Annotated in this window: 29 protein-coding genes and 1 tRNA gene; 9 read left to right on the forward strand and 21 right to left on the reverse strand. The window is 27.7% G+C overall.

Going from position 1 to position 25,438, the window contains the following annotated elements:
• Positions 1-6: 6 nt before the first annotated feature.
• The 5 genes from AAT22_RS17300 to ytxC form a co-directional block, all read right to left on the reverse strand.
• Positions 7-675 (reverse strand): TrkA family potassium uptake protein, encoded by a 669-nt coding sequence (locus tag AAT22_RS17300; RefSeq protein WP_016206793.1) that lies wholly within the window; start codon positions 673-675, stop codon positions 7-9.
• Between the two features lie 13 nt (positions 676-688).
• Positions 689-2,029, reverse strand: a complete 1,341-nt coding sequence (locus AAT22_RS17305; RefSeq protein WP_047002159.1) for a TrkH family potassium uptake protein — start codon at positions 2,027-2,029, stop codon at positions 689-691.
• Positions 2,030-2,343: 314 nt separating this feature from the next.
• Complete coding sequence (gene rplT / locus AAT22_RS17310; RefSeq protein WP_016206791.1) at positions 2,344-2,703, reverse strand: 50S ribosomal protein L20; 360 nt, start codon at positions 2,701-2,703, stop codon at positions 2,344-2,346.
• 20 nt (positions 2,704-2,723) lie between these two features.
• Positions 2,724-2,921 (reverse strand): 50S ribosomal protein L35, encoded by a 198-nt coding sequence (rpmI, locus tag AAT22_RS17315; RefSeq protein ID WP_016206790.1) that lies wholly within the window; start codon positions 2,919-2,921, stop codon positions 2,724-2,726.
• Between the two features lie 396 nt (positions 2,922-3,317).
• Positions 3,318-4,208, reverse strand: a complete 891-nt coding sequence (ytxC, locus tag AAT22_RS17320) for a putative sporulation protein YtxC (RefSeq protein WP_016206789.1) — start codon at positions 4,206-4,208, stop codon at positions 3,318-3,320.
• Positions 4,209-4,345: 137 nt separating this feature from the next.
• On the opposite strand from ytxC, the gene AAT22_RS17325 reads away from it, so the two are divergent.
• Entirely contained in the window at positions 4,346-5,047 is a 702-nt protein-coding gene (locus AAT22_RS17325; RefSeq protein WP_047002160.1) for a DUF6873 family GME fold protein, read from the forward strand.
• Positions 5,048-5,194: 147 nt separating this feature from the next.
• On the opposite strand, the gene AAT22_RS17330 is transcribed toward AAT22_RS17325, so the two are convergent.
• The gene (locus AAT22_RS17330; protein ID WP_047002161.1) at positions 5,195-5,863 is read right to left on the reverse strand and encodes an HD domain-containing protein; all 669 of its coding nucleotides are present in this window, start codon (positions 5,861-5,863) and stop codon (positions 5,195-5,197) included.
• 129 nt (positions 5,864-5,992) lie between these two features.
• On the opposite strand from AAT22_RS17330, the gene AAT22_RS17335 reads away from it, so the two are divergent.
• A tRNA-Cys gene (locus AAT22_RS17335) sits at positions 5,993-6,067 on the forward strand.
• Between the two features lie 128 nt (positions 6,068-6,195).
• Here AAT22_RS17335 and hslO read toward each other — a convergent pair.
• The 3 genes from hslO to AAT22_RS17350 form a co-directional block, all read right to left on the reverse strand.
• Positions 6,196-7,077 carry an Hsp33 family molecular chaperone HslO gene (gene hslO / locus AAT22_RS17340; protein ID WP_047002162.1) on the reverse strand — a complete coding sequence of 294 codons (882 nt, stop codon included), beginning with the start codon at positions 7,075-7,077 and terminating at the stop codon, positions 6,196-6,198.
• A gap of 19 nt (positions 7,078-7,096) precedes the next feature.
• On the reverse strand, positions 7,097-7,831 hold the full coding sequence (locus AAT22_RS17345) for a class I SAM-dependent methyltransferase (protein ID WP_047002163.1): 735 nt from the start codon (positions 7,829-7,831) through the stop codon (positions 7,097-7,099).
• Between the two features lie 105 nt (positions 7,832-7,936).
• Positions 7,937-8,188 carry a small, acid-soluble spore protein, alpha/beta type gene (locus tag AAT22_RS17350; protein WP_047002164.1) on the reverse strand — a complete coding sequence of 84 codons (252 nt, stop codon included), beginning with the start codon at positions 8,186-8,188 and terminating at the stop codon, positions 7,937-7,939.
• Between the two features lie 201 nt (positions 8,189-8,389).
• Here AAT22_RS17350 and AAT22_RS17355 point away from each other — a divergent pair, with 201 nt between their 5' ends.
• From AAT22_RS17355 to AAT22_RS19335, 4 genes are all read left to right on the forward strand, one after another.
• A complete protein-coding gene (locus tag AAT22_RS17355; RefSeq protein WP_047002165.1) occupies positions 8,390-9,376 on the forward strand; it encodes an aspartate-semialdehyde dehydrogenase in 987 nt (328 codons plus the stop codon).
• A gap of 6 nt (positions 9,377-9,382) precedes the next feature.
• Positions 9,383-10,261 carry a 4-hydroxy-tetrahydrodipicolinate synthase gene (gene dapA / locus AAT22_RS17360; RefSeq protein ID WP_016206782.1) on the forward strand — a complete coding sequence of 293 codons (879 nt, stop codon included), beginning with the start codon at positions 9,383-9,385 and terminating at the stop codon, positions 10,259-10,261.
• 10 nt (positions 10,262-10,271) lie between these two features.
• Positions 10,272-11,027, forward strand: coding sequence for a 4-hydroxy-tetrahydrodipicolinate reductase (dapB, locus tag AAT22_RS17365; protein ID WP_016206781.1), 756 nt, complete (start codon positions 10,272-10,274; stop codon positions 11,025-11,027).
• 130 nt (positions 11,028-11,157) lie between these two features.
• Positions 11,158-11,322, forward strand: a complete 165-nt coding sequence (locus tag AAT22_RS19335) for a hypothetical protein (RefSeq protein WP_172655034.1) — start codon at positions 11,158-11,160, stop codon at positions 11,320-11,322.
• Between the two features lie 34 nt (positions 11,323-11,356).
• Here AAT22_RS19335 and AAT22_RS17370 read toward each other — a convergent pair whose 3' ends face one another.
• The 7 genes from AAT22_RS17370 to AAT22_RS17400 all read right to left on the reverse strand — a co-directional run bounded on the left by AAT22_RS17370 (position 11,357) and on the right by AAT22_RS17400 (position 19,543).
• Positions 11,357-13,000 carry a peptide ABC transporter substrate-binding protein gene (locus AAT22_RS17370; protein ID WP_047002166.1) on the reverse strand — a complete coding sequence of 548 codons (1,644 nt, stop codon included), beginning with the start codon at positions 12,998-13,000 and terminating at the stop codon, positions 11,357-11,359.
• A gap of 57 nt (positions 13,001-13,057) precedes the next feature.
• Entirely contained in the window at positions 13,058-14,041 is a 984-nt protein-coding gene (locus tag AAT22_RS17375) for an ABC transporter ATP-binding protein (protein ID WP_047002167.1), read from the reverse strand.
• Positions 14,041-15,048: an ABC transporter ATP-binding protein gene (locus AAT22_RS17380; protein ID WP_047002168.1), complete on the reverse strand. Its 1,008-nt coding sequence runs from the start codon at positions 15,046-15,048 to the stop codon at positions 14,041-14,043. The genes AAT22_RS17375 and AAT22_RS17380 overlap by 1 nt, the downstream gene beginning before the upstream one ends.
• 12 nt (positions 15,049-15,060) lie before the next feature.
• The gene (locus AAT22_RS17385; protein ID WP_047002177.1) at positions 15,061-16,005 is read right to left on the reverse strand and encodes an ABC transporter permease; all 945 of its coding nucleotides are present in this window, start codon (positions 16,003-16,005) and stop codon (positions 15,061-15,063) included.
• Between the two features lie 29 nt (positions 16,006-16,034).
• Positions 16,035-16,952 carry an ABC transporter permease gene (locus tag AAT22_RS17390; RefSeq protein ID WP_047002169.1) on the reverse strand — a complete coding sequence of 306 codons (918 nt, stop codon included), beginning with the start codon at positions 16,950-16,952 and terminating at the stop codon, positions 16,035-16,037.
• A gap of 469 nt (positions 16,953-17,421) precedes the next feature.
• On the reverse strand, positions 17,422-18,558 hold the full coding sequence (locus tag AAT22_RS17395; protein WP_016206774.1) for an aminotransferase class I/II-fold pyridoxal phosphate-dependent enzyme: 1,137 nt from the start codon (positions 18,556-18,558) through the stop codon (positions 17,422-17,424).
• Between the two features lie 448 nt (positions 18,559-19,006).
• Positions 19,007-19,543: a cob(I)yrinic acid a,c-diamide adenosyltransferase gene (locus AAT22_RS17400; protein ID WP_047002170.1), complete on the reverse strand. Its 537-nt coding sequence runs from the start codon at positions 19,541-19,543 to the stop codon at positions 19,007-19,009.
• 154 nt (positions 19,544-19,697) lie between these two features.
• On the opposite strand from AAT22_RS17400, the gene dapD reads away from it, so the two are divergent.
• Entirely contained in the window at positions 19,698-20,411 is a 714-nt protein-coding gene (dapD, locus tag AAT22_RS17405) for a 2,3,4,5-tetrahydropyridine-2,6-dicarboxylate N-acetyltransferase (RefSeq protein WP_016206772.1), read from the forward strand.
• 50 nt (positions 20,412-20,461) lie between these two features.
• On the opposite strand, the gene AAT22_RS17410 is transcribed toward dapD, so the two are convergent.
• On the reverse strand, positions 20,462-21,127 hold the full coding sequence (locus AAT22_RS17410; protein WP_040436603.1) for a single-stranded DNA-binding protein: 666 nt from the start codon (positions 21,125-21,127) through the stop codon (positions 20,462-20,464).
• 113 nt (positions 21,128-21,240) lie between these two features.
• Positions 21,241-21,999 (reverse strand): polysaccharide deacetylase family protein, encoded by a 759-nt coding sequence (locus AAT22_RS17415; RefSeq protein ID WP_047002171.1) that lies wholly within the window; start codon positions 21,997-21,999, stop codon positions 21,241-21,243.
• Between the two features lie 124 nt (positions 22,000-22,123).
• Here AAT22_RS17415 and AAT22_RS17420 point away from each other — a divergent pair, with 124 nt between their 5' ends.
• Positions 22,124-22,657 (forward strand): DUF4364 family protein, encoded by a 534-nt coding sequence (locus AAT22_RS17420; protein WP_047002172.1) that lies wholly within the window; start codon positions 22,124-22,126, stop codon positions 22,655-22,657.
• Here the strand turns inward: AAT22_RS17420 and AAT22_RS17425 are convergent.
• Entirely contained in the window at positions 22,654-23,550 is an 897-nt protein-coding gene (locus AAT22_RS17425) for a YncE family protein (protein ID WP_047002173.1), read from the reverse strand. The two genes, AAT22_RS17420 and AAT22_RS17425, sit on opposite strands and share 4 nt — an antisense overlap.
• Before the next feature lie 207 nt (positions 23,551-23,757).
• On the opposite strand from AAT22_RS17425, the gene AAT22_RS17430 reads away from it, so the two are divergent.
• Complete coding sequence (locus AAT22_RS17430) at positions 23,758-24,006, forward strand: TIGR03905 family TSCPD domain-containing protein (RefSeq protein WP_016206768.1); 249 nt, start codon at positions 23,758-23,760, stop codon at positions 24,004-24,006.
• An 85-nt stretch (positions 24,007-24,091) separates the two neighbouring features.
• Here AAT22_RS17430 and AAT22_RS17435 read toward each other — a convergent pair whose 3' ends face one another.
• Positions 24,092-24,466: a hypothetical protein gene (locus tag AAT22_RS17435; protein WP_047002174.1), complete on the reverse strand. Its 375-nt coding sequence runs from the start codon at positions 24,464-24,466 to the stop codon at positions 24,092-24,094.
• A gap of 261 nt (positions 24,467-24,727) precedes the next feature.
• On the reverse strand, positions 24,728-25,159 hold the full coding sequence (locus AAT22_RS17440) for an Rrf2 family transcriptional regulator (RefSeq protein ID WP_047002175.1): 432 nt from the start codon (positions 25,157-25,159) through the stop codon (positions 24,728-24,730).
• Positions 25,160-25,438: the final 279 nt, after the last annotated feature.

Below are 25,438 nucleotides of genomic sequence, written 5' to 3' on the forward strand. Positions count from 1 at the left end.
ACCTCGTTAATTTGATTTAGCTATCATGCCTTCTAGCCTGTTTAAATCTTCCGCTACTCCTATAGCAACAATTGCATCAGTATTTTTAATTATATCTCCTGCTGATGGTGATAAATTAATTTCCTGACCTCTTTTAATTGCAATAACATTTATTCCATATTTACTTCTAAGTTTTAACTCATTTAAAGTTTTCCCTGACCATTCTTCTAATACTTGAATTTCCATAACACTATAGTCTTCTGAAAGCTCTATATAATCTAATATATTATTTGAGACTAAATTATGCGCAACTCTTACCCCCATATCTTTTTCTGGAAGTATAACTCTATCTGCTCCAATTTTATAAAGAACTTTTGCGTGAAAATCATTATGCCCTTTAGCTACAATATATTTAACTCCAAGTTCTTTTACTAATAAAGTAACCATAATGCTTGATTGGATATCATCACCTATAGTAACCACTGCTACATCAAAATTACTTATTCCAAGTGATTTTAGCGCATTTTCATCTGTTGCATCTAATTGTACAGCATGTGTAACACTATCAGCTATTTCTTGTACTATCTCTTCATCTTTATCTATTGCTAATACATCACTCCCTAAAGAATATAAGGTTTTTGCTATAGAAGATCCAAATCTTCCAAGTCCTATAATTACAAATTGCTTATTAGCCAATAAACTTCATCTCCTAACCAATTAAAATCTTTCCTTCTGGATATTTATATCCAGATTTTTTATTTTTTCTTGCTAACGCAAGCATTACTGTAAGAGGTCCCACTCTGCCAAAATACATCATAAGTATAATTAGAACTTTTCCTATAGAGCTTAAATTTGGAGTAAATCCTAGAGTAAGTCCAACAGTACCAAATGCTGATGTTACTTCGTAAAGTATATCCATAAATGATGCACTAACTTCAGTGAACAATAAAATCATTGTGAACATTATTACTAATGATACTGCAATGAATAATATAGTGAAGGCCTTATAAACAACGCCTTTACTAAATCGTCTTCCAAATATTTCTGCATCTTCCCTTCCTCTTATAACTGAAATAACAGTTAATACTAGTATAGCAAAAGTCACTGTTTTTAGTCCACCAGCAGTTGATCCTGGTGATCCTCCAATAAACATTAATATTATAGTTAAAAACTTACTCACTGATGTCATAGCTGTAGTAGAAACACTATTAAATCCAGCTGTTCTCGGACTTACTGATGCAAAAAATGAATTTAACATCTTATCTTTCATGTTCATATTTGCTATAGTTTCTACATTATTTCGTTCAAATACAAACATTAATAATGTTCCTATAAGTATCAATATAAGTGTTGATATTAAAACTAATTTTGAGTGAATTGAAAACTTTTTTATTGATCTAAACTCATATATCTCTAAGAGAACTGTAAATCCTAATCCTCCAATTATTATTAATGTACTAATTACTAAAATAACTGTTGTATTACTAGAATAATTAATAAGACTTGTTCCAAATAAGTCAAATCCAGCATTACAAAAAGATGATATTGAGTGAAAAAGACTATAGAATAATCCTTTATAAATGCCATATTCAGGTATAAATTGCGTTGACAACAATACTGTTCCAAAAACTTGTACTGATACTGTAAAAACTAATATATATTTAACCATTTTCACCAGTCCTTGGATGGAATGTGTGTTCATAGCTTCTTGCATTATAAGTCTTTCTCTTAATGTTATTTTCTTGCCAAGTACTAATGATATAAGAACCCCAAATGTCATAAACCCAAGACCACCAACTTCTATTAATATCATTATTACCATTTGCCCAAAAGTACTCCAGTAAGTACTAGTATCTAAGGTTACTAAACCTGTAACACAAACAGCTGAAGTAGATGTAAAAATAGCATCTAAAAAGTTCGTTGCTTCTCCAGAAGCAGAAGATATTGGAAGTGATAAGATTATTCCTCCAATAAAAATTGCTATTAAAAATCCTAATGCTAATATTTGAACTCCTTTCAATTTAATTTTTCTTTTTAAACTAAATTGCATATCTTCACCTCATAGATAAACTAAAATTTTATCTTTATTTTACTACTAATAATAGATATTATTAACTATTTTTTCTATAGTATTTATATTTACCTATAAAAAAGTCGTCAAGACAAATTTGCCAAGCTGTCGACTTTTTTTGGTGCATGTGCATTTCCGAAGCTGCCTTAGGAAAATCCTTCACGCGCACTTTATTCTATTTTTTACTATGCAGGAATAACTTTAACAACTTATATTCTATAAGTTATTTATCAATATATTTTTAAGATATAATTTCCTATATAGTAAAAAATGCGACCAATCGGTCGCTTATATTATTTATTTAATTGTTTTTTTGCTGCTTCCACTAAATCTGCAAATGCTTTAGGATCATTTATAGCTATTTCTGATAACATTTTTCTATTCATATCAATTCCAGCTAATTTAATTCCATTTATAAATTTAGAATATGAAAGACCATTCATTCTTGTAGCTGCATTGATTCTTGCTATCCACAATCTTCTAAAATCTCTCTTTTTTAATCTTCTTCCAACATAAGCATTTCTTAAAGCTCTTATTACAGACTCATTAGCTGTTTTAAACAATCTGCTCTTTCCGCCATAATAACCTTTTGCAAGCTTTAATACTTTTTTATGATTTTTACGTGAATTTACTGCTCTTTTAACTCTTGCCATGTTTCAATCCTCCTCTTATTTTATAGATATGGTAATAATTTCTTCATTGCTTTTTCTTGAGTAGTTGAAACATAAGCAGCTTTTCTTAAGTTTCTCTTTCTCTTAGAGCTTTTCTTTGTTAATATATGGCTCTTGAAAGCTTTTGCTCTTTTTAATTTTCCAGTACCTGTTTTCTTAAATCTCTTTGCTGCACCTCTGTGCGTCTTCATTTTTGGCATAATAAAATCCTCCTCTCAAATTATGCTTTATTAAGGGAATCCTAACTTTACAACTATAAAACTTTAGAATAATATCTTTTATTAAATGTCCCTTAAATTGAATTTTAATCTAAATCAATTCCACAAAAAGGAATTTATTAGCATATATGTTTTTTATAATGCTTAATCTTCTTATATTCTTTTTAAGGGAAATATTAAATAACTTCTCAATAAAAAGACAAAATAAAAAAGACAGCATATGCCGTCCTCAAAATATTCATTTCTTTAATTTAAATCATAATAAATTAAATAAGAATACATTATACCTTACTAAGCTATGCCGTAAGGTGAGAAACGGCTATGTTTCTTCTTAACACTAGTATTATATTATTTGTCAAAAAACTTGTCAACATAAATTTAAAATTTAACCTGTTTTTCCATACATAAAGAACATCCATCACAAAAGCTTACTTTATTTTCAAAAACATTTTCTATAGTATCAATAAACTCTTTATTCAAGCAATTCTTTTTACCATGTATTACTACCTTTTTAGGTGCATTAGTTATTAATCCACTTATTATTATATCTTCCATCTTAGCATCATTATCTATCCTACATTCAACTAATTCTTTCATAAATTCATTAAATATATCTTTTTTATCTTTATCTTTTATAAAATAATTTCCTGCTTCATTGATGAATATGTTTATTTCATCTATTTTACTTTCTTGTATATCTACAAAATATTTTAATAACTTTATAAATTCTCTATATTCCTTTTCAACCATATAACTTTCTATTACTTTATCTATTATATTCTCTATATCTTCTCTTAAATCTCTCATTCTAAATCTTATAAATCCATTTATGTTTATCTCTGAATTTTCTTCTAAACAATTTTTTATTTTTTCAATTATACTATTCATTTTATTCATGCAATAAATTAAATTTTCACATTTTAATGATTCTTCACCTAATAATATCTTCATAATTTCTTCTTCAACTTCTATTACTTCTTCTTGTTTTAAAAAGAAATAATTTTCAGTTAGAAAATCAAACATTTCTTTTTCTTTATACTGTTCTATTACTACTTTATACAATACATTACTTATATATAAATTTATGATTTCTTTTACCCTCTCATTATAACCATCATCATCACATAGTACTTTAACTATATGACTATCTAGTTCCACACTTTCTACTATCCCAATTTTTATGTCTTTTTTCTTTAGAATAGTTCGCAATTCTTGAATTTCACTTACAAAATCTAGATCATCATTATAAACAAGCTTTAGTACAAGCATGGATTCCACTCCCTTCCTAGTAATAGTATGTATAAAAATTTAAACTATATTCAAAAAATATTTCTTATCAATCGACAAGATTAATATACTAATTTATAATTAATTTATATTAATTTAAATTTAAAAGGAGTTTATTTATGGTTTGCTTTGTTGATTATAGAATTTCTAATATAGAAAGAACTTCCCTTGAATCATTTGGTTTATCAATAGTAGAAGTACCACCGAATAATTCTTTATATAAATCCATTGATGGCCATGTAGACATACAATTAAATATATTAGATAAAAAGTCGAAAAAAGTAATAATTCAAAAAGATATATCTCCTAACTTTAAGAAAAAACTTTCTGATTTAAATGTAAACTTTATAGAAAGTAATCGTTCTTTAAAGTATTCTTATCCTAATAATATTTTCTTAAATGCTCTAATATTAGAAAATTATTTTATTCATAACTTAAAATATACTGATGAAAATCTCATTAGTTCTCAAAATTTTAAAAAACTTATCAATGTAAAACAAGGTTATACTAAATGCTCTTGTTTACCTGTAAGTGAAAAATCTCTTATAACTAGTGATTTAGGAATATATAATACTTTAATAAATTATGATTTTGATATATTACTACTTCCTCCTGGAGACATAATATTAGAAGGATTAGATTACGGTTTTATCGGTGGAAGTGGTGGTCTTATATCTAAAGATAAAATGGCCTTCTTTGGTAATTTAAAGTCATATATGTATGGTGAAAAAGTATTAAATTTTTTAAATAAATACGGAGTTTCACCTATTTATTTAAAAGATGGAAAACTTCAAGATAGAGGAAGTCTTTTAATTTTATAGTCTTTTATATAATACGTCTTATATACATAAATGTTTCTAATAATAGATTGATAATTTATTTATGATTTTATATATTTTAAAAAATTAATTTTCTATCTTTAATCAAAAAAAAGCTTAAAGAAATTTGTATATCTTTAAGCTTTTTTTTTATTTTAAATTTAAAATATCAAATTCTATTTTGTTTATTAGATTTCTTAAATCTTCAAAGTTTTTATTAGATTTTTTATCTAATATATCTAATATAGTATATACTTCATTAATATTATTTTTATTTTCACTTAAATTTTGATTTCCTCTTCCTAATTTATCGCAAATAAATAATAATATAATATCATTAAAGTTTTCACTGTTTAATAATCCTTCTATATCTGAAAATGGCAATTTTTTTATTATATAAATATGATGCATATGAAATCTTACTATTTCTGTAACTCTTTTAGTAAAATCCATATTCTCATATAATTCTAGTAATCTATAAGTTATATTTGCACCTTCTTTATCATGATCATAAGATCTATATCGTCCTTTAATAAATTTAGTGGTTGTTATTTTTCCTATATCATGTAACAAAGCAGCCCACATAAATATTTGAGCATTGCTAGAAAAACTATTAATTTTTGCTGCTACATCTACTACCATTTTAGTGTGATTCCATACATTTCCTTCTGGATGAAATTTTTTTTCTTGAGGGATTTTTTCTAATTCACTTATTATATTAAAACTACTTTTTTTAAAGTCTTCTTTATTAAATAATTTTTCTATTTCTATAGATGGTTTTTCATAATTAATTAATATATTACTTATTTTATTGAACATTCCTATATTCACCTCTTAACTACTATTATGTAATTTTATTATATATATTATTATTTGTATTTATAAAAATTTTATTTAAAATTTAGTATCAAAAAAATTTAAATTACATAAGCTATAATTATAAGATTTGGCGCTATAGCCAAGTGGTAAGGCAGAGGTCTGCAAAACCTTTATTCCCCAGTTCAAATCTGGGTGGCGCCTCCAAAAAAGTGGACCCTTATAAAACATTTGTTTTACAAGGGTCCACTTTTTAATTAACAATTAATAGTACTCCATAACAATAAACAAAATTTTTATATATTCTAAAAGTTTTTCTCAATTGTTAATTGTTTTTATTTTGCTGCTTCTAGTAATTTACCTATTTCTTCATTTGTGAAATTATAAGCAGTATTGCAGAAATTACATTTAATTTCTTCTTCTTTACCATCATCATATATTTCTTGAAGTTCTTTTGCACCAATTGATAATAATACTGATTCAACCTTTTCTCTTGAGCAATTACATGTATATTCTGGTTTTAATTCCTCTAAAATCTTTAAGTCCATACCTTCGAATATGTATTCTAATACTTTATCTATACTTCCATGTTCTAAAAGCATTTGTGTAATTGATGGTATTTCTTCTAATCTATATGTAATTAAGTCTGAAAGTAATTCATCTGCATTTGGCATCATTTGAATTATAAAGCCTCCAGACACCTTTATAGAATAATCTCTATCCACTAAAACTCCTAATGCTACAGCTGATGGAGTTTGCTCTGATACAGTAAAATAATAAGCTAAATCTTCTCCTATTTCTCCTGTATAAATAGGCACTTGACCTACATATGGATCTTTCATTCCTAAATCTTTAATAACTGTAAATTCACCATTTACACCTACATACCCACCTACATCCAATTTATTTTTTGAATTTAGCGGTATATCTCCATATGGGTTTCCAATAAATCCCTTTACTTTTCCACCTTCATAAGATGTTACTGTTATCCCCTTAGCTTCTCCGCCACCATTTATTTTTAAAGTAATTACCTCTTTGTCTGATTTTAAGGTTGATCCCATTAATGCACCCGCTGTAAGCATTCTTCCTAGTGCTGCTGCTGCAACTGGTGTACATTCGTGTATTTCCTTACCTGTATTAACTAAATCAGTTGTTTCACCAGCAATAATCCTTACCATACCATCTTTTGCTGTTGCTTTTATTATTTTATCCATCATTATTCCTCCATTAACTAAATTACTTTTTTACTACATACATAATTCTTTCTGTTAAATTTTCAACAGATTTTTTAGAGTATCCATCAAATTTACCTATTATTTTCAAATCCAACTCTTTAAGCTTATTTTCTATAAATTCTTCTGTATACGCTCTTTCTAAATGTTCTTCTTCAAATCGTTCATATAATTCTCCTTTTTTAACGAAGAAAGTTAAAAACATATTCAAAATATCATTTTCAAAAGTATTTTCCCAGGTATAGAAAACTTCTTCTTCACTATATGTATAAATATTATTACCTAATATTTCCGAAAGCTTATAATATGAATTTACATCAAATATAAATATTCCATTATCTTTTAAATGATCTTTTACCCTCATTAAGTATTTAAGAAAACTTGCTTCTTCTATAATGTAATTTGTTGAATCCAATACCGATGTAATTAGATCAAATTTTCTATTTAGGCTAAGCTCACTCATATCCTGACAAACTAGCTGACATTTGATTTTTTCCTTTTTTAGCTTATTAAAAGCTTCCCTTAACATATCATCTGATAAATCTACAGCAAAGGATTCTTTAAAATTTTTTGCCAGTTTTGCAGTAACGTTTCCAGTACCACATGCTATATCTAGATAATTATCAAAACTTATATCTTCCTTTTTGCATATTTCAATAATTCTAGAACACATATCTTCATAGTCAATATCTTCATTTATTAAATTATCATATATTTTAGCAAACTCTCCATATGCCAAAGATATCCCTCCCCATCTTTATAGAGTTTTCTAAAACTATATTAAATGTAAAATTTCCTTTAGTCAATCTATAGAAAGAATAAAAATGCACTATAAAAAATAATTTTACTTTCTACCTAGAATTTCATCATTTGTAGGTATCTTTAATATTCTTTTTCTTTTAGTCATTATCCCCCCTATTCTTCCTGTTTCTTCTGCTGTTAGCCCCCCCCAGCCTAATTCATCTACTTTATCTTTTAATCCTAACTCGTCTGCTATTTCATATTTAATTTTTTCCCTTAATACTTCGGCCTCTGATAGTTCTTTATTTGATTTTATTTTTGATTTTATTATTTTTTTTAATGGTGTTTTACTCAATTTTATACCCCCTATCAATATAATATTTATAGTTTTTCCAAAAGTTTTGCTAATATACTATTAAAATTTATTATTCACTATATCTTCTAAAATTTTATATATTATAATAAAGTATTGAATTTTTAAGAATATTTAACTATAGTTATAGTAACTATATTTTTTATATTTACTATTTACATTAATGAAAAGGGGGAAAAATTTATGTACAATGTTGCAATAGTTGGGGCTACTGGTAATGTGGGAAGAAAATTTTTAGAAATCTTAGAGGAAAGGAACTTTCCTATTAAAGATTTGTATCTTTTTGCTTCTAAACGTTCAGCAGGTTCTAAACTAAATTTTAAAGAAGAAGAAATAATAGTGGAGGAAACTTCAGTTGAGAATATAAAAGATAAAAGAATAGATTTTGCACTTTTCTCAGCCGGCGGAGATGTAAGTTTGAAATTCTCACCTATATTTGCTTCATATGGAGCTGTGGTGATCGATAATTCAAGCGCATTTAGAATGAATAAAGATGTTCCTTTAGTAGTTCCTGAAGTTAATCCTGAAGATATAAAGTGGCATAGCGGTATTATAGCTAATCCTAATTGCTCTACAATTCAAGCTATGGTTCCTTTAAAGGTTTTATTAGACAACTACGGAGTAAAAAGAATAGTATATTCTACATACCAAGCTGTTTCTGGTGCTGGTATGCAAGGTATAGCTGATTTAGAAGAAGGTTTAAAGGGTAATAAGCCAAAGAAATTTCCTTATTCCATAGCAGGTAACTGCCTTCCTCATATAGATGTTTTTTTAGATAATGGCTACACAAAAGAAGAAATTAAAATGATTGAAGAAACAAAAAAAATTCTTCATAATAATAACTTAAAAATTACAGCAACTGCTGTTAGAGTTCCTGTTCTTAATAGTCATAGTGAAAGTATAAACGTTGAACTAGAAAAATCATTTAACTTAGAAGATATAATAGAACTATTTACCAATACAAAAGGGCTTACAGTTTATGATGATATAAACACACTTAAATATCCTACAGCTTTAATGGCATCAGGAAAAGATGACGTATTTATTGGACGTATAAGAAGAGACTTTAGCATAGATAATGGACTAAATTTATGGGTAGTTGCTGATAATATTAGAAAAGGGGCTGCTTTAAATGCAGTGCAAATAGCCGAACTATTAATAAAGGAGTGATGAGTAATGTCAATTTTTAAAGGCTCTGCAGTAGCAATAGTTACACCTTTTAATGATACTGGAGTCAATTACAACAAATTAAAAGATTTAATAGAATGGCATATACAAGAAGGAACAGATGCAATTGTAATTTGTGGTACAACTGGTGAAGCCAGTACAATGAATATTGAGGAAAGAAGAAAAAGTATAAAATTTACTGTTGATGTTGTTAATAAAAGAATACCTGTAATTGCTGGTACTGGAACTAATGATACTAAAGCTTCTATCGAAATGAGTGAATTTGCTGAAAGTGTTGGTGTTGATGCTCTTTTAGTTATAACACCATATTATAACAAAACAACAAATAAAGGTTTAATTAAACATTTTGAAGCAATAAACAATGCAGTGGATACTCCTATAATTTTGTATAATGTTCCAAGTAGAACAGGCGTTAATATATCCCCTGCTCAATTATTAGAATTATCAAAATTAAAAAATATAATCGCTATTAAAGAAGCTAGCGGAAATATAAGTCAAGTTGCTCAAATGAAAGCATTATGTGGAGATAATATTGATATATATTCTGGAAATGATGATCAAGCAATCCCAATAATGTCTTTAGGAGGTTTAGGAGTTATATCTGTACTTGCAAATATAATGCCTAAGGAGGTTCATGATATGACTTCTTTATATTTATCTGGTAATATAAAAAAGGCCTTAAAAGTACAATTAGATACCTTGGATATAGCAAATAAATTGTTTATAGAAACTAACCCAATCCCAGTTAAGACTGCTTTAAATTTGATGGGTAAAAATGTAGGTCCATTTAGATTACCTTTATGTGATATGGATAATGAAAATCTTGAAATACTAAAATGTTCTTTAAAAAATTATAATTTAATTTAAGGAGTTTAATATGATAAAAATTGTACTAAATGGTTGCTGTGGAAAAATGGGGAAAATAATTGTAGAAACTGTTAAGAATTTTCCTAATATAAATATTGTTGCCGGAATAGATAAATACCCAAATATGAAATATGACTTCAACATTTTTACAGATATTAAAGATTTAAATGTAGCTTATGATGTTTTAGTAGATTTTTCTAGACCTGAAGCACTTAAGGATATATTAAGTTTATCGTTAAAAAATAATAAGCCAGTTATTTTATGTTCTACAGGCTATACTGCTGAAGATTTATCACTTATTTCGAAAACAAGTGATATTATTCCAATATTTAGATCTGCTAACATGTCTTTAGGTGTGAATTTATTGAATTCCCTATTAAAGAAGGTAGTTCCTTCTTTATATCAAAATTATGATATTGAAATAATAGAGAAGCATCATAATCAAAAAGTTGATTCTCCTAGTGGAACAGCTCTTTTACTTGCTGATACTATTAAAGATTCTATCCCCACTGAAACTTCATATGTGTATGGTAGAAGTGGTGAAAGTAAGAGAAATAAAAAAGAAATTGGAATTCATGCAGTTAGAGGTGGATCCATTGTTGGAGATCACGATATAATATTTGCTGGTACTGGAGAAATAATAGAGTTGTCTCATAAAGCAATATCAAGAGAAGTATTTGCGGTAGGTGCATTAAAAGCTTGTGAATTTATGAATAAAATTACTGAAGCAAGGTTATATAATATGGATGATGTTTTAGGAATTTAACTATTTAAAAAGGGCTGTCATATTTGGCAGCCCTAATTTTAATTCTAAACTTATTAGGAATGTTTTTCTAGTTTAAAATTTACTTATAGTGTAAAACTATAATATGACTAAATAATAAGGAGGTTTAATTATGCCAAAAGATAGTCAACCTGATAATAAAAAAGCTAGAATGGAAAAATGTAATAATCAAACTCCTATTACAGAAGAAGGCCATAATCATAACCCAAATGACAAACATAAATCTATTAAAAGAGAAGGTTTTTCTAGCCAACATTTTAATAGAGCTGGAAATTAAAAAAAGAAGAGTCTATGACTCTTCTTTTTAATTATTACTTTTCTTCGATATATGCCTTATCAACAAATACGTGTCCTAAAGTTGAAACTCTAACACCTTTAACTTCTGGCTTAGCACCCTTAACTTTAGTGTAGTAATATAATGGGATTATTGGCATTTCATCCATAATGATATCTTCTGCTTTTCTCATTAATTCCCATCTCTTATCTGGATCTGCTTCTTTCTTAGCATCTGCAACTAACTTGTCGTATTCTGCATTTGAATATCCAGCATCGTTATTTCCTCCGCCAGTTACCCATAAATCTAAGAATGTCATTGGATCAACATAGTCTCCTGACCAACCGTGTCTAGCGATTTGATATTGACCTTGTTGTCTTGTATTTAAGAATACCTTCCATTCTTGGTTAGCTAACTCAACATTCACACCAATTTTAGCCCAGTCTTGTTGAATAACTTGAGCTATATCTTTATGAGATCCTTCAGTATTATACATGAATTCTAATGTTGGAAGTCCTTTTCCTTCTGGATATCCAGCTTCAGCTAATAATTTCTTAGCTTCTTCTACATTAGCTTTATTTGCATCATAGTATTCTTTACTTGCGAAGTCTTCACCTTTTTCATTTAATATTCCTTTTGGTACAAAGCTGTATGCTGGTACTTGACCTGATTTTGTAACATTATCAACTATAGCTTTTCTATCAATTGCAAGATTTAAAGCTTTTCTTACTTTTTCATTACTTAAAGCTTTTTTAACATCTTCTGATAATCCATCTTGTTTACCAACGTTTAAAACTAACATATAAGTTGCAAGATTTGGATAAATTGTAACTAATCCTTCTTTTTTACCATTTTCGATTTCTGCTGGTGGAACTGTGTCAACCATATCAAAATCTCCTGATTTTAATGAAGCATATGCAGTATTTTGATCAGTAACTAATTTCCAAACTACTCCTGGAAGCTTAATTTCTTTTGCATTCCAATACTTATCATTCTTTTCAAATATTAATTGATCTTTCATATCCCATTGTACTAATTTGAAAGGTCCATTTGAAACATAAGTTTCTGGTTCAGTAGCCCATCCTTCTGGATTAGCTGTAACTATATCTTCTCTTATTGGGAAGTAAGTTGTAAATGCAGTAAGTTCTGGGAAGTAAGCTGTAGGTGATTCTAAAGTTACTTTTAAAGTATGATCATCTACTACTTCTATTCCTAAATCTTCTCTACTAGCTTCACCATTATAGAATTTTTCACCATTCTTAATGTAAAATAATTGATAATTATATTCTGCTGCCGTATCTTTAGTTAAAGCTCTAACCCATGAATATTCAAAGTCTTTAGCTGTAACTGCTTCCCCATCAGACCATTTAGCATCTTTTCTTAATTTAAAAGTATATACTAATTGATCATCTGATACTTCCATTTTTTCAGCAACTCCAGGAATTGCCTTTTCATTTTCATCAAGTCTCATTAATCCTTCAAAAGCATTATCAATAATTGATCCTGCTCCAGATGAAGTGTTTAATGTTGGATCTAGAGTTTCTGGGTCTTCACCTAAGTTATAAATTAATTTTCTTCCACTATCTGCTGAATTCTTGTTTCCGCAACCTGCTAAAACAGACATTCCAAGTGTAAGTGTTAGTGCAACTGCACAAATTTTTCTAAGCTTATTGCTTTTCATTGTTTTTCCCCCTTAATATATAAAATTTATACTAATTGCTTATTATGCAATAGATACCTATTCATTAAATAGATGACATGCTACGAAGTGACCTGGTTCTACTTCTTTTAGTTCTGGATCTACTTCTCCACAAATTGGTTTAGCATATTTACATCTACCTTTAAATCTACATCCTGGTGGTGGATCTATTGGTGATGGAATATCACCTTCTAAAACTATTCTTTTATTATTTTTAGCCACCTGAGGATCCGCAATTGGTACTGCTGAAAGTAATGCTTGTGTATAAGGATGTCTAGGCTTTAAATACACATCATCTGCAGGACCCTTTTCAACCATTTTTCCTAAGTACATAACTCCAATATGAGTTGATATATGTTTAACCATTGATAAGTCATGAGCTATAAAAAGATAAGTTAAACCAAATTCTTCTTGTAGTTCTTCTAACATATTAATTACTTGAGCTTGAATTGACACATCAAGTGCTGATATAGGCTCATCACATACTATAAAATCTGGTTGTACTGCAAGTGCTCTTGCAATACCTATTCTTTGTCTTTGCCCACCTGAAAATTCATGGGCATATCTATTTATATGGCTTCCATTTAATCCAACTCTATCTAAAAGATATCTTATTCTTTTAGTTCTTTCTTCACCCTTATATAATCCATGAATATCTATAGCTTCACCTATTATATCCCCTACAGTCATTCTTGGATTCAAAGAAGCATACGGATCTTGGAATATCATTTGCATATTCTTTCTTAAGGAAACCATTTTCTTTTCACTAAAATTAGTTATATCTTCACCATTAAAAATTATTTCCCCAGAAGTTGGTTCATATAACTTTAAGATAGTTCTTCCTGTTGTAGTTTTACCACAACCTGACTCACCAACAAGTCCTAATGTTTCTCCTCTTTTTATTGTGAAGGAAACATTATCAACAGCTTTTACAAGACTTTTTTTAGAAAACATTCCTTTATTGACAGGGAAGTATTTACAAAGATTTTTCACTTCTAAAATAATATCGTTTTTATTTTCCATTATTCTTCCCTCCTTATTGGTGACTCTACCTTTGGTGCATTTTCATGACATAACCAGCATGCTGATTTATGACCTTTTGATATTTCAAATAATGGTGGTTGTTTTTCTATGCAAATTTTCATAGTATATTTACATCTTGCTGCAAATGGACATCCTACTGGTGGCTTTAACAAATCAGGTGGTTGACCTTCAATTGGAGTTAATTTTTCTTTAACTTCACTTTTAGGATTTGGTACACTGTTTAATAATCCCCATGTATATGGATGTTTACCGTTGTAGAATATATCTTCATCTGTTCCTTCTTCAACAACTATTCCACCATACATAACATTAATTCTTGTACAAAGATCTGCAACTACACCTAAATCATGTGTTATAAGTATAATAGAGCTATTAATCTTTTCCTTTAAGTCTTTCATCAAATCTAATATTTGTGCTTGGATTGTAACATCTAAAGCAGTTGTAGGTTCATCTGCTATAATAAGCTTTGGTTCACAAATAAGACTCATTGCTATCATAACTCTTTGTCTCATACCACCTGAAAATTCATGTGGGTATTGCTTAAGTCTTTTTTCAGGACTTGGTATTCCTACCATGTCTAACATTTTTATTGCTAAATCATTAGCTTCTGATTTTGAGATTTTTTTATGTTTAATTAAATGCTCAGTTAATTGTTGTCCAACTGTGAATAAAGGATTTAATGATGTCATAGGATCTTGGAAAATCATAGCCATCTCATTTCCTCTAATTTCTTGCATTTGTCTTTCAGTTGGATTAGTTATGTCTTTTCCATTAAATGTAATCTCTTCTGAATCTATAATTGCATTGTCAGCTAACAATCTCATAATAGACATCATTGTAACTGATTTTCCACAACCTGATTCTCCAACTATTCCTAAAGCTTCTCCTTTATCTAAATGTAATGATACACCTCTTACTGCTTGCACATCACCTATATGTGTTCTAAAGGAGGTTTTTAAATTTTTAACTTCTAATAATCTACTCATCTGTCATTCCTCCTATTTCTTATTTTTAGGATCTAAAGCTTCTGTTAAACCATCACCAAATAGGTTAAAGGCTAAGATAATTACACATATAGCTCCTGCTGGGAATAATAATTGATATGCAGCAGTACTTAATAATCCACTAGCATCATTTGCTAAAGTACCTAAAGATGCAAGTGGTGCATTAATACCTAGACCTATAAAGCTTAAGAATGCTTCTGTAAAAATTGCTTGTGGTACAAACAATGTTAATGTTACTAATATAGATCCCATACAGTTAGGAATTAAGTGTCTAAACAAAATTCTTGTATTTGATGCTCCAAGAGCTTTAGCTGCAAGAACAAATTCTTGTTGTTTTAATTGAAGTATATCTCCTCTTACTATTCTTGCCATACCTACCCAATAAGAAATAGCCATTGCTAATATAATTGTTGTTAATCCAGTTGATCCTTCTTTCTTGAAAGTCGCCATTAATATTATTACATATATTTGTGTTGGAATAGAATATAAAACATCTACCACTCTCATCATTATATTATCTATTCTTCCACCAAAGAATCCAGCTATTCCTCCATATAATACACCTATAACTAAATTTATAGCTGCAGCTGAAATAGCTATTATAATAGAATATCTTGCTCCATACATTACTCTTACAAATAAATCTCTTCCTAAGTTATCCGTACCAAATAAATGTTGTGCACTTGGTCTTAAATCAGTTGCTTGTAGATTAGTGTCATAATAAGTATACCCCATTACTTTCTCCATTATTACAGGTCCTAAGAATGCAAATAATACCACTACTACTATCATAATTAATGAAAATAATGCTACTTTATTATTTTTAAGTCTTCTCCATGCATCGGCCCAATATCCAACACTTGGTCTAACTATTTGTTCAAAATTCTTTTCCTCTTCACTTAAAGGAGTAAATAAATTTTTATCTATATTTAAATCCATTTTTAAATCTTCCACGTCTTTACCCCCTCTTATCCTTCTAGTTTAATTCTTGGATCTATCATTACGTATATAATGTCTACTAATAAATTACATGTTACTATTAAAGTACAATAAAAGGCTGTAACTCCTAATAACGAAGTGTAGTCTCTATTAGTAATTGATAATGTAAATTCATTTCCAAGACCAGGTATTGCAAATATTTTTTCAACTACGAAAGATCCAGTTAATACTCCTGCTACTAAAGGTCCTAAGTATGTAACTACAGGTATTAGTGAATTTCTTAATGCATGTTTAAATATTATTGTTTTTCCACTTAATCCTTTAGCTTTTGCTGTTCTTATATAATCTGATTTTAATACATCTATTAATTTACTTCTTGTTAATCTAGTTATAAATGCCATTGAACTTCCTGATAATGCAATTACAGGCATAATATAATTAGTTGGCTTACTTAAGCCCGTAGCTGGTAATATCTTAAGTTTAACTGTAAATATATATATTAAGAATGTTCCCATAACGAAACTTGGTATTGTTATTCCTAATGTAGCCAAAACCATACAGATTCTATCTGGCCATTTATCAGCTTTTAATGCAGCCAATATTCCAAGTAATACCCCTACTATAACTGAAAATCCTATTGACACCATTCCAACTTTAGCTGAATTAGGGAAACTTTTCTTTATTGTCGTTAAAACTTCTCTTCCTTTATACTTCATTGATTTACCAAAATCACCTTTTAATAAGTTCTTCATATAAATCGTATATTGTTCTCCAACAGGTTTGTCCAACCCATATTTTTCGTTTAGTTGGGCTTTCATATCCGGTGTTATTTTTTCTCCATCAAATGGACCACCCGGCATCATTCTTACTAGAAAGAATACTATAGTTACAACTGCCCAAACAGTAACTATACTAGTTAAAAGTCTCTTTCCTATATACTTTACCATTTGTTTTCAACCCCCATTCATCATTCTACGCACATTCCATTTTGTAGATATTAATAATTATATTATATTATTGAAATTTGTCAATTAACATTTTAAATTTATCTTAAGTATTTTAATAATATATCAATAATACTTATTGTTTTTTTTAAATCTCCCAAAGGGTGTTAAAGCCTTCAGAAAACGCTTACACTTACTTTTTTTCAGCATTTATGCAAGTATAAATATTAATCCTTCATTTTTCTAATTATTATTAATCTATTATTAATTTCATTAAATATTTTTATTCATTTCATCATTTTTATAGACATTTATTATAATATGTTCGTCATATGTAAACACATATATTCATTATTATTTCTAATATTATGTATTATATCAAGAATATTTATTCATTTCAAAAAAATTAAGCAATATATAAATATCTTCTTATATTGCTTAGTTTTTAATTAGTTACTTATTATTTTTCAAATTAGTAATTTTTTCTAATATGATCTTCTAGTTTATCTAAAGCATTTTTTAACTCATCCATAGAATAACAATATGATATTCTTATATATCCTTCCCCTCCACATCCAAAGGCATCACCAGGAACACAAGCTACTTTTTCTTCTTTTAATAGTTTATTGCAAAATTCCTCTGAGGATATATTAAATCTTTTTATAGAAGGAAATATATAAAATGCTCCTTTGGGTGAATAAAGATCCATTCCCATTGAGTTAAGTCTATTTTCAACATAAATTTTTCTTTTTATAAATTCTTCCTTCATTTTTTCTACAGTATGTAAACTATTTTTTAGACCTTCTAAAACTCCATATTGGCCTATAGAATTTGTACATGATACATTATATTGATGAACTTTAGCTATTTCTTTTAAGTATTTCTCTGTAGCTGCTATAAATCCAACTCTTATACCAGTAACAGAAAACATTTTAGAAAAGCCTCCTATATATATAACCTTATCTTTTATATTATCACACATTGCTATACTATAATATTTATCATAACAAAGAGCTTCATAAAGTTCATCTGTAATAACAGTAATTTCAAAACTCTTTATAATTTCTACTAGAGATTCATATTGACCTTTACTAAGTATTGCCCCTGTAGGATTGCAAGGGTAAGATAAAATCATATATTTTATTTTATCCTTCTTTATTGTACTTACTAATTTACCGATATTTATAGAAAAATCTTCATCCAATTCATAGTTAACAACTTCTCCTCCTAAAATCTTAACTATGTTTTCATATGCTGGATAACTTGGAGTAGGTATTAAAACCTTATCGCCTTTATTTATCAATGAAGATATAGTTGAGTATAATGCCTCGCTGCCCCCAACAGTTACACATACTTCCTTTAAGTCATAATTTATATTTCTATTACTTAAATAATTACAAATTTCATTTCTTAGCTCTAAAAGACCAAAATTATCAGTATAAGTTATTCTATCTTCTTCAATTGCTTTTATCATGGCCTCCTTGATTTCTCTCGGTGCTTTAAAATCTGGTTGCCCTAAAGTTAAAGAAATTGCTTCTTCTACATCTTTTACTTTATTGAAAAATCTTCTAATCCCTGATATTTCAACATTATTTAAGTTTTTATTCATTATTATAGCCCCCTCTTTTATAAATTTCAGTTCACAGTTCACAAGGCACAGTTTTCAGTTATTCTTTAAGTAACAGGGATTTTTTAGGGAACAGGTATAATATATTAGAAATCTTAAAGTAAAAAATAAAGAAAGAAATTTAATATTTTCTTATCAATTTTATATTTAATACTTATTCCTTAATACTTATTACCTTTTCCCTGACACTTTTTACCTTTTACATATTCCTTAATTAAATTCAATTATGAAATATACACTCATAACTATTCTTACTAATTGATACCTGTTCCTTCTTACATGTTACCTATACGCTTAAATTAACTATGACTTGTTCCTTGTTACCTTCTCTTTTCCCTAATTAAAACAACTGTGAATTGTGAACTGTGGACTGATAACTGTTCCTATTACTTGTTACCTTTTACCTAGAATTTTGCTTCGCAAAATAAATCTAGTACTCAATTCCTTTTCTTGCCCCAACACCTTTTTCAAAATAATGTTTAATACATTTCATTTCTGTAACTAAATCACTCTTCTTCAAAATTGCTTCTGGTATATTTCTTCCCGTTAATATAAGTTCCATACTTTGTGGCTTATTATCAATAATGTATATAACTTCTTCTTCAGTTAAAAATTTGTTGTATAAGACTCCCATTATTTCATCTATTATTAAAACATCACATTTATTTTCTTTTATAGTATTTATAATAAATTTATATCCCTCTTTAATTTCTCTTTTTAATTCTTCCTTTTCATCTTCATTTAAATTCCAAACAAAATCTCTTGGCTTTTCAAATCTAAATATTTTAAAGTTATCATTAAGCTCATCAATTGTTTTTAATTCTCCTGTTGGTCCCCCTTTTAAAAATTGAACCATATATATCTTTAATCCATTTCCATAGGCTCTCATACCTTGCCCTATTGCAGCGGTAGTTTTTCCTTTGCCATCGCCTGTGTACACTTGAACAAGACCTTTTTCAAGTTTCATTTTATCAACTCCTTTTTTATAAATTGTACATTATATATCCCTACATTGTAAATATAATATATTTTAACACTTTTTTACTTACTTTCTATTGATATACATGAAATATATTGATATAATTTTTTCATTCTAACTTTATAGTATAGGAGGGTATAATATGAGCTATAATGAGTTAACAGATCCTTATGAAATTGCAAAATTTATAAAGGACTCAAAAAAAACAACACCTGTTAAAGCATATGTTAATGGAGATTTAAGTAATGCTAATATACAAGATATAGAATGGTATGGAAATAATAACTTTTATATTCTTTTTGGAGAACATAATGTGGTAAATGAATTTATTAATAATAATAATAAACTTATTAATTATTATAGAATTGAAAATGATAGAAGAAACTCTGCTATTCCTATGTTAAATCTTGTAGATGTAGATGCTAGAATAGAACCTGGTGCAATAATAAGGGACAGAGTGAAGATTGATAAAAATGCTGTTATTATGATGGGGGCCGTAATAAATATTGGCGCAGAAATTGGTGAAGGCACTATGGTAGATATGAATGCAGTAGTTGGTGCTAGGGGGAAACTTGGTAGAAATGTTCACCTTGGAGCTGGAGCTGTAGTTGCAGGAGTTTTAGAACCACCAAGTAAGTCGCCTTGTGAAATTGGTGATAATGTGCTAATAGGTGCAAACTCTGTTATATTAGAAGGAGTTAAAATAGGCGATGGTGCTGTTATAGCTGCTGGATCTGTTGTTGTTAAAGATGTTCCTTCTGGAGTAGTTGTGGCTGGTAGCCCAGCTAAAATAATTAAAATCGTTGATGATCAGACAAAGGATAAAGTGAAAATTTTAGATGATTTAAGAAAATGATTAATACATAATAAAAGGTGAAAAGTTTAACTCTTCACCTTTATTTTATACTACATTACTTCTTGTTCAGTAACTTCATGCTCTGAATCTAAATTATCATTTTGAACCTTCTCCATCTTTGATACAGAAACTTCATATGCTATCTTTTTCATTACTTCTGTGTCATTAACCTTCTTTTGATATTCTCTACTTTGTAATCTTCCCCAAACTCTAATATTATCTCCAACCTCTAAAGTTTGGCAGAATCTTGAATTTCTTCCCCATGCTATTGTAGGAATATAATCTGATTTATTATATGCTCTATTTACTGCTAATAGTACATCAGCAATTTCTCTCCCAAAGGGAGTTGTCCTATAAACAGGTTCCTTACATATATATCCATCTAAGAATATTTCATTTGGATTTTTACTTCTTTCAATACAAGGTTCAATATTTCTTGCAAATACAGTTAATATGAGTTTATTAGCTCCATCAACAAACTTATTATATGATCTTAATTGACCATCTACTATTATTTCCTTATCAATAGATAAATCCATATTAGCAATTAGTCGTTCTGATACTGTTATGTTTAAAACATCAACTGAATCACTAAGCCTCATAACCTCCATTGAAAACGTATAAAACCCTTCCCCATACATTTCATGGCTAAATTCCAATTCTGATATTACTTTTCCCTCTAAATAAATCTTATTATTTAACATCAAGTTGTCCATCACTAACCCCTCTCTCCCTTAGTAATAAATTTAATCGATTGTAATTTTTGTAACCCCACTGGATATATTTCCATTATAATACATTATATCATCATTTTTCAATATTTTTTATTTTATTTTTTTATTTGCTCGCCTTTATCATCAACATAATAATTTTCATAATATATGATATCTCCTACTGTAGCAAAAGAATATCCACTATCTTCAAGACTTTTTATTATTCTATCTAAATTTCCCGGCGTATATTTTGCATTATTATGGAAAAGTAAAATTGATCCTGGGGCTACTTTTTTAATAACTCTATTATACTCTTCATCAGCACCCCTTTCTTTCCAATCAACAGAATCAACATCCCATTGAATGCATTTATAGCCTTTACTACTTACATAATCAAAAGCTTTTTTATTATAATCCCCACTAGGAAATCTAAATAATTTAGGCTTAATCCCAATTGTTTCTTCTATTATTTTATCTGTTTTTTCTAGTTCTTCTTTCATCCTATTTTCATCAATTTTAGTGAACATAGGATGTATATAGCTATGGTTTCCTATTTCGTGGCCTCCTTCCTTTATCTTAATAAGCTTTTCTCTATTTTCTTCACTATAATTTACCCAACCTCCCATAATAAAAAAGGTTGCCTTTACATTATATTTATCTAGTACCTCTAATATGTTATAAATTTCATCTTTTTCAGCCCAATTTATATCAAAACTTAATGATATCACTTTCTCATCTTTATTTACCCTATAGATAGGTCCTTCATTGAAAGTGCTTGAAAAAACATATTTTAGTTCACCCTCAAATAAAATAGAAACAACTATAGTAATTACTAATAGTGATACGCTAATTAAAACTCTATATCTTCTTTTCATAAGAAACTCCTTTAAATTGCTATCATTTATTTATATTCTTTATAAATAATATTAATTACTATAATATAAACTTAGTAAAATTTATGATATAATTAATTTATACTTTCTAAAAAGGAGGTTTAATATGTACGAAAATTCAGCTGAATTGGCAGAAAATAAATTGCTAGTTTTATATGTGATGGAATCTTTAAAATCCCCTATAACTAATACTCAGCTAACCGAAATTATACTAGAAAATAACTTTATAAACTATTTTACACTTCAACAATATATTAGCGAGCTTGTTTCATCAGACTTTTTGAAATATGAAGTAGTAAATGATAGAAATTTAATATGTATAACTGAAAAAGGAGCAAATGTATTATCCTTTTTTTCTGATAGAATTTCAACAATAAAAAAGAAGATAATCGATGATTATCTCCTTACAATGCTTGATTCTATAAAAAAGGAATTAACTATTCATAGCGATTATACTTTAGCTAAGGATAATGGATTTATAGTAGACTTACAAGCTTCTGAAAATAAAAACCTTTTAATTTCTCTTAAGGTATCGGTTCCTTCTAAGAAGCAAGCACTATCTTTATGCAATCGTTGGAAAAACAATCCTTCTGAAATTTATACTAAAATTATGAATTCATTATTTGATGATGAAAACTAATATAAAGTCATAGCATTAGGTTCTTTTCCTACTGTTATGACTTTTATTTCATTTTTATTTAAATCAATGCACATAATTCTTCCTCTTAAATAATCAGATACAAAGGCTATTTCTCTATATATGATTATTGATTTAGGCATACCTCCCAAAGTAACTTTTCTCTGTATTTTATAATTCTTTTTATCTATTATACTAATACTTCCATCAGCAAAATTACAAACATAAATATTTTTATTATCTTCTAAAATATCCATAGGAACTTTTCCAACTTTTATTTTATATACAGATTCTAAATTAGATAATTTGAATATCTCAATATACCCATCTTTATCATCTCCAATATAACTTTCGCAAACATACAATAAAGTTCTATCATTAGAAACTTTTACTTTGGTTGGATATTCTAATGTTTTTATATTTTTAATTACCTTATTAGTATTTACATCAATAACTGATACATTATTGCTTTGAAAATTAGATACGAATATCAATCCTTTCTCTCTACATTTTTCTATATTATTAGGCCAATTATTTACTCCTATATCTAGTACTACTTTTCTTTCTTTTAAATCATAAAGAACAATAGTATTAGATTCAGAACATGATATATATAGATAATTATCATAGTTAACTAAATCATTTGGATGTGCTCCTACATATATACTACTTTCTTCCTTTAATATATTAAGATTTATTATTGATATAGAATTACTATAACTATTAGTTGTATAAGCTATATCTTTTTCTAAACAGATGCTGCTAGGTCCTAAAGGTCTTTCTCCAAGTTCTAAAAACACTTCCTCATTTATCACTTTTTTCCCACTTAATAATTTTTCTAGTGATATCTTATTTATGGAATCACTACCTGTATTACAAACAATCAAAGAATTCATATAGCACCTCCCTCAAATAGAAAATAGTTACTAAGATAAAATTAGTCCATACTATATTCGATAACAATATGTACATTATAATATATGGGTTTCACTCAAAAATGGGACATTTTTTTATCTTTTATATCAAATTTCCACATTTTCTCTTCATTTCTATTTAATATGCATATATAATGAATACTGTATATAATTTAGGAGGTATTTATTATGTTTGTTTATAAAACTAAAGGGGTTTGTGCTACTGAAATACATATAGATGTAGAAAATAGCATTATTAAAAATGTGAATTTTGTTAGAGGTTGTGCTGGAAATCTTATTGCCTTGTCAACCCTAGTTAATGGAATGAATATTGATGAAGCAATAGATAAGTTAAAAGGAATCGAATGTGGAACTAAGGGTACATCTTGTCCTGACCAGCTTTCTAAAGCATTAGACGAATATAAGAAATTGGTATAAAAAAGATTTTATTTTAAAATATATAGTTTTGTATTTTTAAAATTTAAGGAGCTGCCTTACGGTAGCTCCTTAAATTTCTAATATTTTATAATATACGACTTATTAATAAAACTATAAATCCACCTATCATTAATGATAAATTGATTATATCTATATTTATAATTACTTTACATGAATCAACTATTCTTTTTCTATCAATTTCATTTGTTTCTAAACTAATATTTGCTAACCATTGTGGATTGATTTGTCCAAAATCTTGAAGAGACAAGCTCATAGGATTTCCTCCTATAGCCGAAAATATGCCTATCATTAATATAAGTATTCCTTCTACAAAAATTACATCTCTAAAATGATATCCATTAAAACTAGAAATAAGTTGACCTAAAATAATAGAAACTATAAAACTAGTAATACAAACAGTTATGAATCTTGATAAATTTTTTAGATTTTTTTTATACATAGGAATCACCATCCACCTCTCTTTGAAATCAATTACATTATAGCATTTTAGCTGCTTTAGTACAATATTACTTATTGCTTATAAGGTATAGACTAATTATCATTATTTTAAAATTTCATATTTATTTTTGATTAAAATACTAATTAATTTGTATATAATTTTTATTAATTTAAAAGATATTATTCTATGTTATCATATAAATATTTTTATCATATTATTATATTAGATAATATAAAAAGAAGTGGCAATTGCCACTTCTTTTTATATATAATATATTATTGTATCTTTTGATTTTTTATAGTCATTAACTAAATCTTCTAATGTTATAGCTGAAAAATAACCATTTATCTTATCATTAATTTCTCTCCATAAATTCTTGTTTATAAAATCTTCTATTTCATTTTCTTCATCATCATTTATATCTATAAAAATATTTTCACCTTCTAATACTTTTAATATCTCACTTATAGATAATTCACTTGCATTTTTACTTAAAGAATACCCTCCTTGAGCTCCTTTTCTTCCTACTATAATTCCACCTTTTCTTAGCAAAGAAAATATTTGCTCTAAATATCTTTCTGATATATTCTGTCTTTCTGATATTGTTTTTATACTTACATTTTCAGATTCCATATTTATAGCTAAGTCTACTAAGGCTCTTAAGCCATATCTTCCTTTAGTCGAAATTTTCACATAATCACCTTTTTTCCTTTTATTCTACTATCATTATAAAAATTAAATGTCTAATTAACCTTTATTATATATATATTTAAATTAATAATCTATATTTTTATAGCACTATAAGTTTAAAGTTGTTTATTTTAGTATGAACTATTTATTTTAACTTATATACCTTATACATTAATAATAAAAGTCATTACTACAAATAGCAATGACTTTATTTTAAATTATTTATATAAATCTGTTGAAAGATATCTTTCACCCGTATCTGGCATAGCCATCAAGCTAATA

The organism is Clostridium sp. C8 (genome assembly GCF_001010885.1).
Taxonomy (GTDB): Bacteria; Bacillota; Clostridia; order Clostridiales; family Clostridiaceae; genus Clostridium; species Clostridium sartagoforme.

Coding starts and splice junctions, on each gene's coding strand:
- AAT22_RS17305 (WP_047002159.1), bottom strand. CDS start 2,029: ATGCAATTTAGTTTAAAAAGAAAAATTAAATTGAAAGGAGTTCAAATA.
- rplT (WP_016206791.1), bottom strand. CDS start 2,703: ATGGCAAGAGTTAAAAGAGCAGTAAATTCACGTAAAAATCATAAAAAA.
- rpmI (WP_016206790.1), bottom strand. CDS start 2,921: ATGCCAAAAATGAAGACGCACAGAGGTGCAGCAAAGAGATTTAAGAAA.
- ytxC (WP_016206789.1), bottom strand. CDS start 4,208: ATGCTTGTACTAAAGCTTGTTTATAATGATGATCTAGATTTTGTAAGT.
- AAT22_RS17325 (WP_047002160.1), top strand. CDS start 4,346: ATGGTTTGCTTTGTTGATTATAGAATTTCTAATATAGAAAGAACTTCC.
- AAT22_RS17330 (WP_047002161.1), bottom strand. CDS start 5,863: ATGTTCAATAAAATAAGTAATATATTAATTAATTATGAAAAACCATCT.
- hslO (WP_047002162.1), bottom strand. CDS start 7,077: ATGATGGATAAAATAATAAAAGCAACAGCAAAAGATGGTATGGTAAGG.
- AAT22_RS17355 (WP_047002165.1), top strand. CDS start 8,390: ATGTACAATGTTGCAATAGTTGGGGCTACTGGTAATGTGGGAAGAAAA.
- dapA (WP_016206782.1), top strand. CDS start 9,383: ATGTCAATTTTTAAAGGCTCTGCAGTAGCAATAGTTACACCTTTTAAT.
- dapB (WP_016206781.1), top strand. CDS start 10,272: ATGATAAAAATTGTACTAAATGGTTGCTGTGGAAAAATGGGGAAAATA.
- AAT22_RS19335 (WP_172655034.1), top strand. CDS start 11,158: ATGCCAAAAGATAGTCAACCTGATAATAAAAAAGCTAGAATGGAAAAA.
- AAT22_RS17370 (WP_047002166.1), bottom strand. CDS start 13,000: ATGAAAAGCAATAAGCTTAGAAAAATTTGTGCAGTTGCACTAACACTT.
- AAT22_RS17375 (WP_047002167.1), bottom strand. CDS start 14,041: ATGGAAAATAAAAACGATATTATTTTAGAAGTGAAAAATCTTTGTAAA.
- AAT22_RS17380 (WP_047002168.1), bottom strand. CDS start 15,048: ATGAGTAGATTATTAGAAGTTAAAAATTTAAAAACCTCCTTTAGAACA.
- AAT22_RS17385 (WP_047002177.1), bottom strand. CDS start 16,005: ATGGATTTAAATATAGATAAAAATTTATTTACTCCTTTAAGTGAAGAG.
- AAT22_RS17390 (WP_047002169.1), bottom strand. CDS start 16,952: ATGGTAAAGTATATAGGAAAGAGACTTTTAACTAGTATAGTTACTGTT.
- AAT22_RS17395 (WP_016206774.1), bottom strand. CDS start 18,558: ATGAATAAAAACTTAAATAATGTTGAAATATCAGGGATTAGAAGATTT.
- AAT22_RS17400 (WP_047002170.1), bottom strand. CDS start 19,543: ATGAAACTTGAAAAAGGTCTTGTTCAAGTGTACACAGGCGATGGCAAA.
- dapD (WP_016206772.1), top strand. CDS start 19,698: ATGAGCTATAATGAGTTAACAGATCCTTATGAAATTGCAAAATTTATA.
- AAT22_RS17410 (WP_040436603.1), bottom strand. CDS start 21,127: ATGGACAACTTGATGTTAAATAATAAGATTTATTTAGAGGGAAAAGTA.
- AAT22_RS17415 (WP_047002171.1), bottom strand. CDS start 21,999: ATGAAAAGAAGATATAGAGTTTTAATTAGCGTATCACTATTAGTAATT.
- AAT22_RS17420 (WP_047002172.1), top strand. CDS start 22,124: ATGTACGAAAATTCAGCTGAATTGGCAGAAAATAAATTGCTAGTTTTA.
- AAT22_RS17425 (WP_047002173.1), bottom strand. CDS start 23,550: ATGAATTCTTTGATTGTTTGTAATACAGGTAGTGATTCCATAAATAAG.
- AAT22_RS17430 (WP_016206768.1), top strand. CDS start 23,758: ATGTTTGTTTATAAAACTAAAGGGGTTTGTGCTACTGAAATACATATA.
- AAT22_RS17435 (WP_047002174.1), bottom strand. CDS start 24,466: ATGTATAAAAAAAATCTAAAAAATTTATCAAGATTCATAACTGTTTGT.